This window comes from Caballeronia sordidicola (genome assembly GCF_000729995.1).
Taxonomy (GTDB): domain Bacteria; phylum Pseudomonadota; class Gammaproteobacteria; order Burkholderiales; family Burkholderiaceae; genus Caballeronia; species Caballeronia sordidicola_A.
Genome location: NZ_JNFG01000035.1, coordinates 22,080 through 37,836, shown reverse-complemented (window position 1 = coordinate 37,836; position 15,757 = coordinate 22,080). Strand labels below are relative to the sequence as shown.

15 protein-coding genes are annotated in these 15,757 nt (G+C 61.7%); 6 read left to right on the top strand and 9 right to left on the bottom strand.

All coding sequences use genetic code 11. The annotated features are described in order from the left end of the window. Positions 1 to 171: 171 nt before the first annotated feature. The 9 genes from FH08_RS0127855 to FH08_RS0127815 all read right to left on the bottom strand — a co-directional run bounded on the left by FH08_RS0127855 (position 172) and on the right by FH08_RS0127815 (position 10,238). Entirely contained in the window at positions 172 to 1,227 is a 1,056-nt protein-coding gene (locus FH08_RS0127855) for an ABC transporter substrate-binding protein (protein WP_031361499.1), read from the bottom strand. Positions 1,228 to 1,287: 60 nt separating this feature from the next. Then, positions 1,288 to 2,166: an ABC transporter ATP-binding protein gene (locus tag FH08_RS0127850; RefSeq protein WP_031361498.1), complete on the bottom strand. Its 879-nt coding sequence runs from the start codon at positions 2,164 to 2,166 to the stop codon at positions 1,288 to 1,290. Continuing rightward, positions 2,160 to 3,251 carry an ABC transporter permease gene (locus FH08_RS0127845; protein ID WP_081889595.1) on the bottom strand — a complete coding sequence of 364 codons (1,092 nt, stop codon included), beginning with the start codon at positions 3,249 to 3,251 and terminating at the stop codon, positions 2,160 to 2,162. The genes FH08_RS0127850 and FH08_RS0127845 overlap by 7 nt, the downstream gene beginning before the upstream one ends. 178 nt (positions 3,252 to 3,429) lie before the next feature. Then, the gene (locus tag FH08_RS0127840; protein ID WP_031361496.1) at positions 3,430 to 4,872 is read right to left on the bottom strand and encodes an NAD(P)-binding domain-containing protein; all 1,443 of its coding nucleotides are present in this window, start codon (positions 4,870 to 4,872) and stop codon (positions 3,430 to 3,432) included. A 157-nt stretch (positions 4,873 to 5,029) separates the two neighbouring features. Further along, the gene (locus tag FH08_RS0127835; protein ID WP_031361495.1) at positions 5,030 to 5,851 is read right to left on the bottom strand and encodes a transporter substrate-binding domain-containing protein; all 822 of its coding nucleotides are present in this window, start codon (positions 5,849 to 5,851) and stop codon (positions 5,030 to 5,032) included. Next, positions 5,848 to 7,476, bottom strand: a complete 1,629-nt coding sequence (locus FH08_RS0127830) for a rhodanese-like domain-containing protein (protein WP_200878798.1) — start codon at positions 7,474 to 7,476, stop codon at positions 5,848 to 5,850. Before FH08_RS0127830 ends, FH08_RS0127835 begins: the two co-directional genes overlap by 4 nt. Before the next feature lie 33 nt (positions 7,477 to 7,509). Further along, on the bottom strand, positions 7,510 to 8,697 hold the full coding sequence (gene metC, locus FH08_RS0127825; RefSeq protein WP_031361493.1) for a cystathionine beta-lyase: 1,188 nt from the start codon (positions 8,695 to 8,697) through the stop codon (positions 7,510 to 7,512). Continuing rightward, entirely contained in the window at positions 8,697 to 9,323 is a 627-nt protein-coding gene (locus FH08_RS0127820; protein ID WP_031361492.1) for a cysteine dioxygenase family protein, read from the bottom strand. The genes metC and FH08_RS0127820 overlap by 1 nt, the downstream gene beginning before the upstream one ends. Before the next feature lie 21 nt (positions 9,324 to 9,344). Continuing rightward, positions 9,345 to 10,238 (bottom strand): amino acid ABC transporter ATP-binding protein, encoded by an 894-nt coding sequence (locus FH08_RS0127815; RefSeq protein WP_081889591.1) that lies wholly within the window; start codon positions 10,236 to 10,238, stop codon positions 9,345 to 9,347. A 309-nt stretch (positions 10,239 to 10,547) separates the two neighbouring features. On the opposite strand from FH08_RS0127815, the gene FH08_RS0127810 reads away from it, so the two are divergent. The 6 genes from FH08_RS0127810 (at position 10,548) to FH08_RS0127785 (ending at position 15,729) form a co-directional block, all read left to right on the top strand. Further along, a complete protein-coding gene (locus FH08_RS0127810; protein ID WP_031361490.1) occupies positions 10,548 to 11,384 on the top strand; it encodes a transporter substrate-binding domain-containing protein in 837 nt (278 codons plus the stop codon). A gap of 1 nt (position 11,385) precedes the next feature. Beyond that, entirely contained in the window at positions 11,386 to 12,129 is a 744-nt protein-coding gene (locus FH08_RS0127805; RefSeq protein ID WP_031361489.1) for an ABC transporter permease subunit, read from the top strand. Next, positions 12,119 to 12,925 carry an amino acid ABC transporter permease gene (locus tag FH08_RS0127800; protein ID WP_031361488.1) on the top strand — a complete coding sequence of 269 codons (807 nt, stop codon included), beginning with the start codon at positions 12,119 to 12,121 and terminating at the stop codon, positions 12,923 to 12,925. Before FH08_RS0127805 ends, FH08_RS0127800 begins: the two co-directional genes overlap by 11 nt. A 145-nt stretch (positions 12,926 to 13,070) precedes the next feature. Then, on the top strand, positions 13,071 to 14,090 hold the full coding sequence (gene tauA / locus FH08_RS0127795; protein WP_031361487.1) for a taurine ABC transporter substrate-binding protein: 1,020 nt from the start codon (positions 13,071 to 13,073) through the stop codon (positions 14,088 to 14,090). Beyond that, positions 14,087 to 14,881 carry a taurine ABC transporter ATP-binding protein gene (locus FH08_RS0127790; protein ID WP_031361486.1) on the top strand — a complete coding sequence of 265 codons (795 nt, stop codon included), beginning with the start codon at positions 14,087 to 14,089 and terminating at the stop codon, positions 14,879 to 14,881. The genes tauA and FH08_RS0127790 overlap by 4 nt, the downstream gene beginning before the upstream one ends. Beyond that, positions 14,878 to 15,729 carry an ABC transporter permease subunit gene (locus FH08_RS0127785; protein WP_031361485.1) on the top strand — a complete coding sequence of 284 codons (852 nt, stop codon included), beginning with the start codon at positions 14,878 to 14,880 and terminating at the stop codon, positions 15,727 to 15,729. The genes FH08_RS0127790 and FH08_RS0127785 overlap by 4 nt, the downstream gene beginning before the upstream one ends. Positions 15,730 to 15,757 lie beyond the last annotated feature (28 nt).

Below are 15,757 nucleotides of genomic sequence, written 5' to 3'. Positions count from 1 at the left end.
CGCACACGCAGGCCTTTGTTCGTCGGTAGCGGCGTGGCGGCGCTTATGCCAGCGTTGCTGGCGCTGTCATCGTCCGCGGCTTGCTTCTCGAAACGCCGTTCCCACGCTTCAGCGCTGCGGCGCGTAATCAACACCTTGCGCGGCCCACCAGCGCGAGCGAAAAACCACCGCCTAAACCAGCACATCCGAGAACACCCGATTAGCGAAGTGGTTCGAATCCGTGCCGCTATTCAACACCCCCACTGTCTTCAAATCGTCCGCGTACAGCGCGATCTCCTTCTTGAACGCGTCGCCGATCGGATGATGATGATCCGTGTGACTCTTGAGCATGGCCGTCAGTTGCGCAACATCCGCCTGCGGTGCGTATTGCGCAAAGATAGTCGCCGCTTCCGCGGGATGGTTCGCCGTCCATTCCGTTGCGTCGAGCAAGGCCTGTGTCAATGCCTGCGCCGTAGCGCGGTCCTTCCTCACCAGCGTCCCACGCACGCCGAGCACACAGCACACGCGCGTCTGATACTCGCCGCACAGGTTGTTAGAGACCTCAACCAGATGATCCGATTCCCGCAGCATCCAGATGGTCGGATCGCCGTCCGCAACCGCGTGGACCTCGCCCTTCTTCAATGCCTCGCCCAAGAGATTGGCGGGATACTGACGCCACTGAACCTCGCTGTCCGGATCAATGCCGAGTTTCTTCAGCGTGATAGCGAAGAAGTTTTTCGTGGGGCTGGCCATGTCGCTCACGCCGACTATCTTGCCGCGCAAGCCGGGCAGATCGACAATTCCCGAACTGCGGGTCGCGAGCAAGCGCATGCAGCCGCCGTGAATGCCGGCGGTGAGTTTGACATCGAAGCCCTGTTCCAGCGGCTTGATCCAGCGCAGCGCCATGCCGACACCGGCATCCGACTTGCCGGTTGCAATGGCTTCGAGCAACTGATCCGTCGACCCGGCGAAGTTGATCAGCTCAACGTCCAGGCCACGCTTGGCAAAGAAGCCTTGCTTGACCGCCACCGGTACCGGCGCCGTACAAATCGCACCGGCATTCCACGATAACTTCAACTGTTTTAACTTGCTGTCATCGGCGCGCGCAGGTAGACCGGCAAGGCCAAATGACGCCCCGCCAAGCGCCGCCGCTCCGGCAGTCCACGCAGTCTTTCGCAACCACTCGCGGCGCGACAGGTTCTCCGGCAAGGCGACTCTTTCGCCACCATCGGCATCAGGACGATTCATCAAACATTCTCCACGAGTCATTCGTTATTGGTGTTTTATCTATCTGTTCGGTTTGGCGACTCAAGCGACCAGGCCGAGCAATGCAAGCACTTCGCGCCTGAGTTCAACGAGCTTCGGATCGTCGCGATGACGCGGATAGGGCGCGTCATTACGCACTTCCGCAGTCACGCGGGCCGGACGTTCGCTGAACACGATCACCCGGTTCGCGAGGAACAACGCCTCTTCCACATCGTGTGTCACAAGCAGCACGGAGAAGCGCGCGTCCAGCCATAACTTCACCAGTTCGCCTTGCATGCGCAGTCGTGTGAGCGAATCCAGCTTGCCGAACGGCTCATCGAGTACGAGCAACTCGGGATCGTTGACAAGCGCCCGCGCGAGCGCAACACGCTGCGCCATGCCTCCGGATAACTGGTGCGGGTACGCCGCCTCGAAGTCGGTGAGGCCGACCAGTTGCAACGCGGCGTCTATACGCTGTTCCGCCGAACGCTCGCCGTCGGCAAGAGGCTCGTCCGAGCGGACCCGGCTCCACGGAAACCGTCGGCGCCTTCGCTGCGCCTCAGGTCCAAGACCAACATTGGCCCGAACCGTCCGCCACGGATACAAGGTCGGATCCTGGAAGACGACGACCCGCGAAGGGTCCGGTCCGCGTATGGCGACCCCGTTCGACGACACCGTACCAACCGCGGGGGCATCGAGTCCGGCAACCAGTCTGAGCAACGTCGATTTGCCACAGCCGCTCGGGCCGAGCAACGCGACGAACTCACCCGGGGCGACCGAGAAGCTGACGTCGTCGAGAACCGGCAGCGCTGCGCCGTGCAGCGAGAACCGGTGACTGACGTCACTGACGTCGATACGTGCGCCGGTCGACGCGGCCTTGAATGCCGGTTGCGCTGCTTGCGCCGGTTGCCCCGTTTGCGCAATGCCTTGCGTGCTTACCATTTCAACAACCCCTTCTGCCACGCGAGTAACCGGTCTCTAAAGCGGAACAGCAGCGTGATCAACCCGGAACACATCAACGCCATGACCAGCAACGCCGCGTACATGTTCGAATAAGCCGCCCATCCCTGTGCCCATTGCAAATACCAGCCGAGTCCCGCTTTGACGCCCATCATCTCGGCCACGATCAGCACCGAAAACGACGCGCCCAGTCCCATGAAAAGTCCGACGAACACGGACGGCAACGCGGCCGGTATCGCAACCTTCAGGATCAGGAAGCCGGGCCGTGCGCCCAGCGTGCGTGCGATGTCGTAGAAGGTGCTGTTGACACCCGCCACGCCCGACCACGTGAGCACCGCCACGGGAAAGCCGGTAGCGAGTGCAATCAGGAACACGCTGGCGCTGAAGCTCGATGGAAAGAAAAAGAACGCCAGCGGTAACCAGGCGGTAGCAGGCAATGGGCCGATCAGGCGCAATACCGGATGCAGCCAGTACCCGACCGCCCGCGACCAGCCGATGCCAACGCCCGTCACAAAACCCGCCACTGCTCCGATCACATAGCCGTAAGCAAGCAATCCGAATGAATGCGCGACGCTTGAACCGAGGCGAGGAAAGTCATCGAAATAAACCGCGATCAGCGCTTGCGGAGGAGCAAAAAACGGCCGAGGCAGCCATTCGAGTTTCGCAGTGAGTATTTCCCATGCGGTCACGCCCACCGCGAGCGCGACAAACCACGGCATGGCCGCAAGCCAGCGTTCGGCACGTGATGGAGATGCGTCGGGTTGGCGCGCCCGGATGCTTCTGCGCGCCGCCACGCCTATCAGCAGCGCCGTCGCTGCAAGCAGCAGCTTGAGGACCAGCAGATGATCGGTGTAGGGCCAGTCATCGGCGTCTGGCCACCAGCGTGTCAGGCCTGTGCTGGCAAGCCATGCCAGCGCAGCCAGCCATGCCGGCAGCAGGCTCGCCGCCGCTTCGCTCGAATACGTTGCGCTTACGCGGGCCGGTTGTTTCCGAATGACCGTCGCAGTCGATTGGAACCCGACGCCGGGGTGACCGGACGCTGGATCGAAATGAGGAGTGCCGGACATGATGGGGAAGGCCTTCGTGACGTTGAAAGAAGCCCCGTGCACCAAGCGCATGCACTGGGGTTTTCCGAAGCGCTTTGCTTCGCTGCAGACTCCAAGACTAACGACGCTTCGGCCTCTTAACAATTATTCGTTTGCGATATGTTTATGAGCCAGCGCGCTTTATCGATCGCATGATTGTTCAGACGACGTCAGCCTTCTCGCCTTGCCACACACTATGCGCATAGAGCGTCTCGTTGAAATCGGCAGGCACCTCGCCATTCAGGCGCGCCTCATGACGATCGAGATCGGCGAGAAACAGATCGCGGCTGATCCGGCTCACGACCGACGGGATATCGCGCTTCATGCTTGGCACGTCGCCTACCGGTACGCCGAAGCTGACGAGGCCCGCGGGGTTGTACACGTGAAGGTTCGCCAGATGAGGCGCCGTTCCAGGAATTTTCTCCAGATACTCGAGCGCAGCTCCTAGATACGGATGGGCGCCGAGATAGTCATCGCGCTCGCGATCCTCAGGAACATATCGGTCGCGCCACAACAGGATCTCCTTCGATACCGCTGAAAGCTCGGGGCGCACAGCCGGGTCGACAAGATAGCCCGTGCCCGCGATTGCAAAGTCGAACCGGAAGTGCTCGTTGCCTACGCGGACTGCAATATGCCCACCCTCCGCGCTAGCCTGACTCCAGGCCGCGCCAAGATGCAGATGGAAGTTCGGATGCTTCGTCACGCGTTCCACGGCATCAAGCGGTGGTGTCGAGCCCGCCTGCCGGAAGCGCAACGCCTGACGCCAGCGCACGGAGTCAGGCAACGCGGGATAGTTGTCGTAGGCACCCGGATAGGCGCGAGTACGGGTAATAGGCACGGCAGGAATCGCGGCGCGGCGCACAAAGAGATGCACCTGCGCGGCGCCCGCTTCCAGTGCGGTAGCGGCGGCGTCGAAGGCGGATGCTGCACCGCCGATCACCGCGACCGCTTTCCCCTTGAGCGCATTGAAATCGATAGTCTCGGCGGTATGCGCGTAGAGCGAGCGCGGCAGGCTCTCGGACAGCACGGCCGGTATCTGCGCCGCGCCGTTACCCGCAACGCCGTTGCACAAGATGACCTTGCGCGCCGTCTCGACATGCTCGTCACCCGCTGCATTCAGCAGACGCAACCTGAAGTGCGAGTCCACCGGTTCGATTCGCGCGAGACGCGTGGCATAGCGAATCGGAACCTTCAGGAAGTGTCGATACCACCCGAGATATTCCGCCCATCGGGCGCGAGGAATCCGGTCGATGTCCGCATAGGCCGCCGCGCCCCAACGCCCTTCGAACCACGCCTGGAAGCTCAAACCCGCGATGCCGAGTTCAGGCCCTGTCAGCGTCTTCGGTGTACGCAGTTTGTTCATGCGCGCCCGGTTGAGCCAGACACCCGCGCCTGCTTCGTCGGCTGCCGCATCAATCACCGACACCTTGCCAATACCCGCGCGTCGCAGCGCGAATGCGAACGCGGCGCCGGTCTGTCCGCCGCCAACGATCACGACGTTATGGTCGATACCCTCGCGTTCCGGCACCCAGTTATCCGGGTCGGGACCTAGCAGGCGCAGCGCGTCGAGTGCGTTGGCATCGGGGTTGGAGATGGTTGTCATTGCGCGGGTTCAATCAGGAAATGGAGGGATGATCGAGATATTGAAAAGAGACGCGCGCGCTGGCAACCAAGCAATTCAACTTTACTTAGACGCTTTTTACAGAACAGCCGGATGAGCAGCGTTGACCGCGAGCTCTGGAAGTACGACCGCCGCCGCCTTATTTCGACGAATACTCCTGATGCCAGGCGAGCAACTGTTTTGAGGGAGGCATGTGCCACTTGTTGCCTTCATCGATGAGAAAACCGCTCCGGTGCCACTCCTTCACGATCTTGTCGAGCGCCGCGACCGTGTCGGTCTCGCCCTTGCGCACCCAAATCACCGACGGCGACGGAATCAGTTGATCAGGCATCGGTGACTCATAGTCCTGCCACTCGCCCGAGGTATTGGCGAGCCTCGCCTGAATGCCGGGCGTCACGTGGACCGACGCCACGCACGTCCCGCCGCGCAGCGCCAGCAGCGCTTCGGGCATTCCTTTGAAACCCTTGACCTGTGCACCATATTGTTCAATCAGCGGACGCGTGTAGTTGCTCCCTTGCGAGACACAGACAGGCTTCCCACGCAGATCGTTCCAGTCATGAATGCCCGCCCCCTTGTGAACCATCGCCGAGCCACCAATCTCCTCGAACGGCGTGGGCACATAACTCAGTATTTCATCGCGCTCCTTCGTGTACTGCATGCTCGCGATCAGCGCATCGACCTTGCCCTGCTGAAGGAATTGCACGCGGTTCGGCGGGGTGACTTCGACCGCTTCGAATTTCACGCCGAGGCGTTTAGCGAGGTCTTGCGCGAGCTCGACGTTATAGCCGACGGGCTTGCGAGTCTGCGGATCGAGTGATCCGTAGGTGCCGTCGAGCACGACCCCGACCGTGAGCGTGCCGCGGGATTTGATCCGGTCGAGCGTGGCATCGGCGTGAACGGTTTGCGAGAGCGCAAGCGCGGTCAAGGTAAAGCTTAAGAAGCTCGCGAAGCGAAATCTCATTGGCTGGGACTTTCCGTGGCGGGTACATCGATACGAAAAACAGCCAGTTCATCAGGCGCGCACTGCGCGATCAGACCGGTCTCCCAGTCGAGATATTGGCGCGCTGCGTCGAGATTGCCATCGTGGCGATCGTGGACAAAGAACAGATAGTCGATACGCGCCGTATCGGCGGGAACATCGGGCGTCGATGCCAGTGGCAAGCCCTCCTTTTTCCAGGTATCGATTCCATTCGCTGCGAGATAAAGCGAAGTAAAACCCAACTCGCGCAGGTCGGTTGCCGCGATGCCGGCTACCGCCGGTTCATCTGCGAATAACAGCAGCGTGTCACCCGGCGTCGCCTTGAGCGCCGCCAGCGTCCTTGCGAGTTGCGGGCGAATCGACCAGTGCGCACCGGCAGCATGTTCCCGGCGGTAGACTGCACTCGATCGCAGATCGAGCAGCAACACTTGACCCGTCGCGGCTTCGCGCAATGCGGCTGTGTCGAGTAACGGCAAGGACGATCGCGCCGATGCAATCTGCCTGACTGGGCGAAGCGCAGTTGCTTCGGCTGCATCGATCAACGCAGCCTCAAAGCCTAACTGCACGAGCCATGTAGCAATCACAGGCGCGCGCACGCGGTCGTAATCGACCAGCAACACGCGGGCGCGCCGAACGCCAATAGTCTGGTCGGTCGCTTGCACCAGTTGCCCTCCCGGAGCGTGGACGGCATCCGGCAGACCGTCGTGCGCGAACTCTTCCGCCGTACGGACATCGATCAGGAAGGTCGTCCGATGCGGATCAGCAAGCCATTCTTGCGCGGCCAAAGCGTCGAGCGTTGCAACGTGGAAGCGCGCAGCAAGCTTGGCCGCACGCGTCTGCGCGTCAGCAACCGCCGCTTCGTTCAAAGCCTCGGGGTAGCGGCGCTCGCTGCCATGTTCGAGCTTGAGCCCCGCGAGCGCCCAGCCCTGCGTGCCATTCTCCAGCGCGATCACCGGATTCGGCACGCCAAGGTTGCGCAACGTCTGCGCACCGATAATGCTGCGCGTACGCCCGGCACAGTGAATCACGATCGGCGTGACAGGGTCGGCTACAAGCGTTCCGATCCGATACGCCAACTCGCCGTTCGGCACCGGAATCGCGCCGGGAATCGTCATCTTTCGATGTTCATCGAGCGTACGTCCGTCGAACAACGCATAAGCGCCTCCTCCTTCGATCAGAGCCGCCAACGCTTCAGGCGACACATGCGGCGTTCCATGCGCATGTTCAACGAGTTCCCCAAAGGTCTTCGATGGCAGGTTAACCCCTTTAAACAGCGTATAACCCGCCGCTTGCCAGCCGCGGGCGCCGTCGCGCAGGACGGAGACATTCGTGTAGCCGAGCGCTTTCAGGCGGCGTGCAGCGGTGACCGCAACACTTTCGTGCTCACCATCGTCGAGCAGGACAATCCGCGTGTCGGGTCTCGGCACCAGTCGCGGTGCATCTATTTCCAGGCGGCTATAGGGCAACGGGATCGCGAAGAACGGATGCCCTTCACCGAATTGCCCGGCTTCACGGACATCGAGCAAGGCAATTTCAGCTTCGTCGTTGAGCCATGCGCGGGCGGTGGAGGCATCGACGAAAGCTACATCGTTTCGGATTGAGGTCATGGGTGAAAAGCAGGAATGAGGGATGGACAGCGTTTAAGACAGCACGCTGCGAAAGGCTTGTGCGAGGTCGAGAATGAGATCGTCCGCGTCTTCCAGCCCGATGTGCAGTCGAACCACGGCTTCCTGTCCCTGCCAGTAACTATGGGAGCGCAAGCGCCGCGGCGGTGCGATCAGCGCAAGGCTTTCATAACCACCCCACGATGCGCCGATGCCGAATAGCTGCAACGCGTCGATGAAAGCAGCGGCCTGGCTGGTATCGGCATCGTGCAAGGCGAACGAGACCAGTCCGTTCGAGCCGTGGAAATCGCGTGACCACAATGCGTGTCCGGGATCGGTGGCCAATGCGGGATGGAAGACACGTATGACCTGCTTTACGCGCTGCAGATACGACGCGACGGCAAACGCGCCGCGCGCGTGTTGCGCGAGGCGTACGGGCAGCGTACGGATGCCGCGCAACGCGAGGTAAGCATCGTCGGCGCTGACGCTCAGGCCTAGTGCGTCGTGAGCGTCTCGTAAGCGTAGCCCGATAGCTGCATCAGCGGTCGATACGGCGCCCTGCATCAGGTCCGAGTGTCCGCCCAGATATTTGGTGACGGCCTGGATGGAGACATCCGCGCCTAGCGCCAGCGGCTGATAGAGCAAGCCCGCGCCCCACGTGTTGTCAGCGGCGAGCAAGACCCCTTGCTCGTGAGCGAAGTCCGCAAGCGCCGGCAGATCGATGATCTCGTATAGAAACGAACTCGGCGACTCTGCGTAAATCAATCGCGTGTTGGCTTGAAGCAGCTTATGCGGCAAACCGTCCGCTGCGCTGAAATAGCTGAATGTGACGCCCAGCCGCGTAAGTAGTGGTTCGATCCGTTCGCGCACGGGCCCGTAGACGCCGTCGTGAACCAGCACGTGATCGCCCGGCGACAGCAAGCCGATGAACACCAGTGAGATTGCCGATAACCCTGAAGGGGCAAGCAGCACGTCACGCGCCCCTTCCAGTTCGCCGATGGCCGCTTCCAGCGCCCGGTGCGTTTGCGTGCCATGCCGTCCGTACGTGCTGACCGCCTCGCCCGTCGCGCGCCGTTTATGCCGCGCCGCGTGGCTCGACGTGTTCTCGAAACGCACTGTGCTTGTGCGTTCGACCGGCACATTGACTGGCGCGGCGCCGTCGATGAACGCAGGTGCACCGGCGCGCAGCAGCCGCGTAGCTTTACGCAGCAGGGGTGGACTCATCAGCCAACCGCCTGCGTGCCACGGTGCATGTGGGTCGTGTTGTAGCGCACCACACGCCCGGTATCCAGTTCATAGCCGAGACGGCCAGACAGCGTTTCGAGCGGCCGGCCATACAGATGAAAATGCAGCGTGGGTGCGGCGCCCGTTACGTGGATGCTATGAATGTCTTCTGGCAGGAACGCGATCGGCGTACCTGGACGCACCACGACTTCCCGCTCGATATCGAGCGTCGCGCGTTCGGGATCGGTACCGTCGTCGGTGCGCCTATAGACACGATTCAGCTCTTCGCCTTCGAGCGCAGCGATGACCGCCCATGTATCGTGGTTATGCGGAATCGTGGTCTTGCCGGGCAGCAACGAGTTCAGATAAAGCGCGAAACCGTCTTCGCCTGGATTCAGCCGATATCGCGTCGACGTATCACCGCTGCCTGTTTGCGGCGGTGGAAAATCCTGTGCAGTGAACAAGCCCGCGTGGTCTGCTGCAAGCGCCTGCAAGCGTTCGCTGATGGCATCGAGCGCGGCCCGGGTCACGCCCTGGTTCGCCACAATATGACGTACGTGGTCGAGCAATGCGGAAACAGCGGCCTGGCGTTCGCCAATCTGATCGGGTGTCGAGGTTGCGGTCATTTAGGAATGGGTTCGTAGTAGTCAGGGAGTTGCCAAAGCGAGAGCGGCACCGCTTCGCGAGCGTTTGCGCAGCGCGCGCCGGTCATCGCCGCGTGCCCGTTGCAGGAACAGGCGCGTGCGTTCGTTCTCCGGCGAGCCGAAAATCTGCGACGGTGCACCGTGCTCGAGAATCACGCCGCCTTCTGTGAAAAACACTTCGTCGCTGACATCTTCGGCGAAACGCATTTCATGCGTGACCAGCACGCATGTCTGGCCGTCGTCGACGAGTTCGCCAATCACCGTGAGCACCTCGCCTACCGTTTCCGGATCGAGCGCGGATGTCACTTCGTCGAAGAGGATCAGGTCGGGGCGCATCGCAAGTGTCCGTGCAATAGCGACACGCTGCTGTTGCCCGCCGGACAGCTCACCCGGGTATGCATTGGCCTTGTCAGCCAGTCGCACCTTCGCCAGCAAAGCGTGTGCGTCGTGCTCGGCTTCGGCACGGCTGCGTCCAAGCACGCTCATGGGTGCGATGGTCAGGTTGGCCAGCACGTTAAGGTGGGGGAATAGGTTGTATTGCTGGAACACAAAGCCAATGCGCTTGCGCAATGCTATTTTCTGCGCGTCGGTGCGCTGAGCGCGGACATCGATTCCGTCGACGTGCACTTCACCCTGCTGCGGCGCAATGAGGCCGTTGATGACACGCAGGAGCGTCGACTTACCGGACCCGGACGGCCCGATGATGGAAACGGCCTCGCCTCGCCGCACACGCAGGTCGATACCCTTGAGCACTGGCACCGAGCCGTATGAGAGGTGGACATCGTGCAATGAAACCAGCACGGGATCGGCGCTTCCGGCAACGTCTGGCCGTACCGCAGCATGGGAGAGTGGCAATTCGTCCTGAAGCGGATCGAGCGCGAGCGCTAGCAGACTCATGCGACCTCCACGGGTGTTATTGGGGGAGCGCTAACCTCACGTTTCGAAAGGATCAACTGAGTCATCGCGGGGTTCCTTCTCAAGCGCAGGAAAACATGCTGGAACGAAGATTTTAAGAACCGCGCCCCTTTTCGATAACCAAGCATTCGTCGAATCGATAGCAGCCTCCTTGCTAAAGATTTAACTCGTTCGGCATTCTTTTCAAACCCTCAATCCACCGCGCTTGTAATTTGCTTAGCAGATTCGCTTCCTTGGCGACGCGCTGGCGCTTACCTATTCTGTCAGGCTCTCCTGCCGCTATTCACCGCCATGACCCTGACGAACCTCCGACGCCTGCTTACGCCTGTCGTGCTGGCATCGGCCATGACCGCATCTCTCGCCGCACACGCAGATGCAACGCTCGACAAAATCAACTCCCGCCATGAACTCGCGGTGGGCGTGTTGATCGGGGGCAGTCCTTTCGGTTCGCTCGATCCCGCGACGCAACAGCCGCGTGGTTTTAACGTAGACCTCGCTAACGAACTCGGAAAACGGTTAGGCGCGAAGGTGCAACTGGTGTCCGTGTTGCCCTCCACACGGGTTCAATTCCTTCAGCAGGGCAAGGTCGATATCCTGATCGCAAACATGGAGTACAACGCCCAGCGCGGTGAGATCCTGGACCATGTGGCCACGCCCTACTATCGGGTCGGCGGAACGGCAATCACGCTTAAAACAAGCGGTATTACGCGCTGGGAAGACCTGCGCGGCAAGCCGGTCTGCATATCGCAGGGCAGCAGTTACATCCGTCCGATAGTGGAGCGCTACGGCGCGATCCCGCGCGCCTTCCCGGGCGCGTCGCAGTCGCTGCTGGCGTTGCGCGGCGGCAGTTGCGTTGCAGCCGTCCACGACGCTGCACCGCTGCTTTATCCGTTGCTGCAGAGTGATCCTGAATGGCACGACTACCGCGTGCTGCAACCCGAGATAGAACCCGCGCCGTCGGTAATCTGGGTGCGTCAGGGCGAACACGATACCGCCGCAAAACTGGATACATTCGTGCGCGACCTGCATCGCGACGGCTGGTTTATTGCAACCGAAGCGAAGAACGGTCTCAACCCGCCTTCGCCCGCGCTGGCCGAGTGGCATCGGCAATTGCCCGCGGAGAACTAGCATGGACACGCTGCTGCACGGCTTTGTCACGGCGACAGCGCGTCTCGGGCTCGACTATCGCTTCCTGCTCGACGACTATGAGCGCGTGCCCTTCGTGCAGGGTCTCGGCGTGAGCATCGAGATCATTGTTTCGACGATGACGGCCAGCGCCGTCGCAGGACTCTTGTTGCTGCTCGCGCTACGCGGGCGCAACCGGCTTGTCGCCGGGCTGGCGCGCGGGTTCATCGAAGTCACCCGTAATACGCCGACGCTCGTGCAGCTCTACTGCGCGTTCCTCGTGCTGAACATGCTAATTACGCAGTGGCTGCATGCACGCGGTATCGATAACCCGTTCAAGCCGTTCTTCTGGGTCGTGCTTGTACTGTCGCTGCATAAGGCCGCATTTCACGCCGAAGCGCTGCGTGCTGGCTTTGACGCACTGCCTTCTCAAACGCTCGAAGGAGCGGCCTCGCTCGGCTTTAGCCGCGCCACGCGTTTCTGGCGCATCGAGCTGCCGCTCGCGCTGCGCGCGGCCTTGCCTGCGCTCGTCAACAACATGGTGGAACTGGTGAAAGCGTCGGCGGTGGCATCCGCCATTGCAGTGGGCGACGTGACCTACCAGTCCATCATGATCTGGACCCAGCGCGACAACGTGCTCGCGTTGATGCTGCTGATTCTCGCGTTCTTCGGCGTGCTGACCTGGCTGGTCACGCTCGGCGCCCGCTGGCTTGAACGTCGTTACAGGATTCCCGGTTATGGCTACTGATTCGGCTTCCGGTGCGGGCAAGCTCACTGTCACGCGCTTGCCGCCCGGCATCTATGGCGTGCTTGGGGTGCTCGCGGTGGGCGCCGCGTTGTGGTCGCTCGCGCCCGACGCCGGCTCGCGCGGCGAGACGCTCGCACGGCTCGTGGAATGGGCTCCGGCGCTGGCGCACGGCTTTGCGATGAACGTGCTTATCAGCATCGGCGCAATTTTCATCGGCACGGTGATCGGGCTGCTCGCGGGTGCGCTTGCGATGTCGAAATCGTTCGCGGGGCGGCTGGCCAAAGTGTGGATTGTCGCGTTTCGCAACGCGCCGTGGCTCGTGCTGATCTACTTCACCACGTATGTATTTCCCTTCGAGATCCATGCGTTCGGCACCATCGTGCCATTTCCCGACTGGCTCAAAGTCATGCTTGGGCTCGCTCTGCCGGCCAGCGCAAACATAGCGGAAGTATTTCGCGGGGCGGTGGCGTCCATCCCGTCCGCGCAGTGGGAAGCGGCCGCTTCGCTCGCGTTCTCGCGCTGGCAGATCCTTCTGAAGATAGTCGTGCCGCAATGCGTGCGCCGCATGCTTCCACCCTGGATGAACGTCTACGCGATCATCACCATGGGCACCGCTCTGTCGTCGCTGGTCGGCATCCATGACCTGCTCGACACCGCCCAGATCGCCAGCAGCACGGTCGCACGCAGCAGCTTTACGGTGCTGACCTACGTCGCAACGCTCGTGATCTTCTTCGCCTATTGCTATCCCATTTCGTGGCTCACGCGCGCGTTCGAAAAGCGCTTGAGGACGGCATAAAATTCTAGTTGGATGCTTCCAACGCAACGTGAAATGCAACGCTTGAACAACGTCATTTGCAACGCACGAATGCTTCTAACCGCTTGAACGCGGATTGCTTATAGTCGAAAGCCTCTCACGATGCACACTTGAACCGGGGCTTCCGATGAAACGCTTTCTCTCCTCCCTGCGCGCGTGCGCCGGCGTTGCACTCTTCGCTGTGGCCGCTAGCGCCGCTCACGCGCAGTCGCGCGAAGTCGTGATCGGTTACCAGGACATGGTCGTACCGTGGCGTTACGCTCAAGTGAGCGGCGCGGTGGAAAAAGCGACAGGCTACAAGGTGACGTACCGCAAGCTCGGCAGCGGCGCCGACGTGATCCGTGCCCTCGCATCCGGGTCGATCCAATTGGGTGAAGCCGGTTCCAGCCCGATCGCGGCCGGTCTCTCGCAGGGCGTGGACATCTCGCTGTTCTGGATCCTCGACAACATCAACGACGCCGAAGCACTCGTTGCGCGAGACGGCTCCGGCGTAACCAAGATAACCGATCTCAAAGGCAAGAAGATCGGTCTGCCGTTCGTCTCCACCTCGCACTTCCATGCACTTGTTGCGTTGCAAAATGCCGGCGTCGATCCGTCGACTGTGAAGATACTCAACCTGCGGCCGCCCGAAGTTGCCGCGGCGTGGGAACGCGGTGATATCGACGCGACCTATATCTGGGACCCGGTGCTCGCGAAGGTCAAGAAGAACGGCAAGGTGCTGATTACATCGGGTGAAGTGGCGAAGGAAACCGGCAAGGCGACCTTCGACGGTTTCGCCGTCAGCCGAAAATTTGCCCAGGATAACGACGCATTCGTGACGGGCCTGGTGAAGGTGCTCGCCGCCACCGACGCGCAGTACCGCGACAACAAATCCGCCTGGACAGCCGGGTCGAAGGAAGTCGAAGGCGTGGCGAAAGAATCGGGGGCGACCGCTGGCGACGTGCCTGCAAGTCTCGCGCTTTACGCCTTCCCGACACTCACTGAACAGGCTTCGCCGGCCTGGCTTGGCGGTGGCGCTCAGTCGGGCGCCGCGAAATCGTTGGCAGCCACTGCGGCCTTCCTGAAGACTCAGGGCACGATCCAGAACGTGCTGCCGGACTATTCGGTTGGCGTCGACTCACGCTTCGTACAGCAAGCATCGCGATGAGCACGCTGGACATTCGCGGCCTCGGCGTGACCTATGAGGGCGCGGCAACGGCCGCTCTGGAGGGCGTCGACCTGCAGATCGACAGTGGCGAGTTCGTGGTTGCGCTTGGCGCCTCCGGATGCGGCAAGACAACGCTGCTGAACTGCCTCGCAGGCTTCATCGATCCGACTGCCGGCGAGGCGCGACTGAACGGTGAACCGATCGTTGGGCCCGGTGCCGAACGCGGTGTCGTGTTTCAGAAATATGCGCTGATGCCGTGGCTCGATGTGATCGACAACGTCGCGCTCGGACTTCGTTTTCAGGGCGTGGGACGCGCGCGACGTCGTGAGATAGCGCGTGAAACGCTGGCCCTGGTCGGCCTGGAAAAGCATGCTGATGCGCGGGTCTATGCACTCTCGGGCGGCATGCAGCAACGCGTGGGAATCGCTCGCGCGCTGGCCAGCGATCCGCAGGTGCTGCTGATGGATGAACCGATGGGCGCGCTCGACGCGCTTACTCGCGAGACCATGCAGGAACTCGTGCTCGATGTATGGGGCCGCACCCGCAAGACCATTTTCTTCATCACGCATAGTGTGGAAGAAGCGTTGTTCCTCGCGACGCGGCTGGTCCTGATGACACCGGGTCCCGGCCGGATTGCCGAAAGCCACACGTTGCCGTTCGCGCGGCAGTTTCTCGAATCACGCGATGCACGTGCGGTGAAGTCATCGCCCGCGTTCATCGAATGGCGCGAGCGGCTGGTTCGGCGACTGCATGGCGGGTCCCACGCTACGCTGCAGGAGGTGAGCTCATGAGTTCGATCGACTCGCTGCCGAGCGCTGCAAATGTCGCGCAGGTAAAGCGCCGGCGCAAACCACGGCGTGGCCTTCCCGGCGAAGGTCCGACCGCTGCCCTGAGCGTTGTATCAGTCGCGGCGATTGCCGCGCTCTGGTGGGCGGCAACGTCTTTTCATTGGGTGGCGCCGCTTTTCCTGCCTTCGCCGCAAGCGGTGTGGAGTGCATTCATTGACGCGTGGAATGGCCGTATTCAAGGCGGTCTGCCATTGTCAGAGCATTTGCTGTGGAGCGCCATTCGCGTGTTCGGCGCGTTTGCGCTGGCGAGCGTGACAGCCGTGCCTGTCGGCATCCTGATGGGGGTCAGCCGTGTTGCGCGGGGCCTGCTCGATCCGCCGCTTGAGTTTTACCGGCCGCTGCCGCCGCTTGCGTATTTACCGCTGGTCGTGATCTGGTTTGGTATCGATGAAACCGCGAAGCTGATCGTGATCTATCTCGCCTGCTTCGCACCGATTGCGATGGCTGCACGAGCCGGCGCCCGGAGCGCTACCGCCGAGCAGGTGAACGCGGCGTATTCACTTGGCGGGAGCTTTTTACAGGTCGTGCGTTTTGTCGTGCTACCGGCCGCGTTGCCGGAGATCCTGACGGGCTTGCGGATCGCGATCGGGTTTGGCTGGACAACGCTTGTCGCGGCCGAGATGGTGGCGGCAACGGCGGGACTCGGGCAGATGGTGCTGAACGCATCGAGCTTTCTCAGAACCGATGTGGTGGTGATGGGGATCGTATTGATCGGCTTGATTGCGTGGACCTTCGATCTCGGCATGCGCGCGCTGGAGCGACGGTTGGTGCCCTGGCGCGGGAAGGCTTGAGGCGTGTCTGTCGTGGGCGAGATGATTC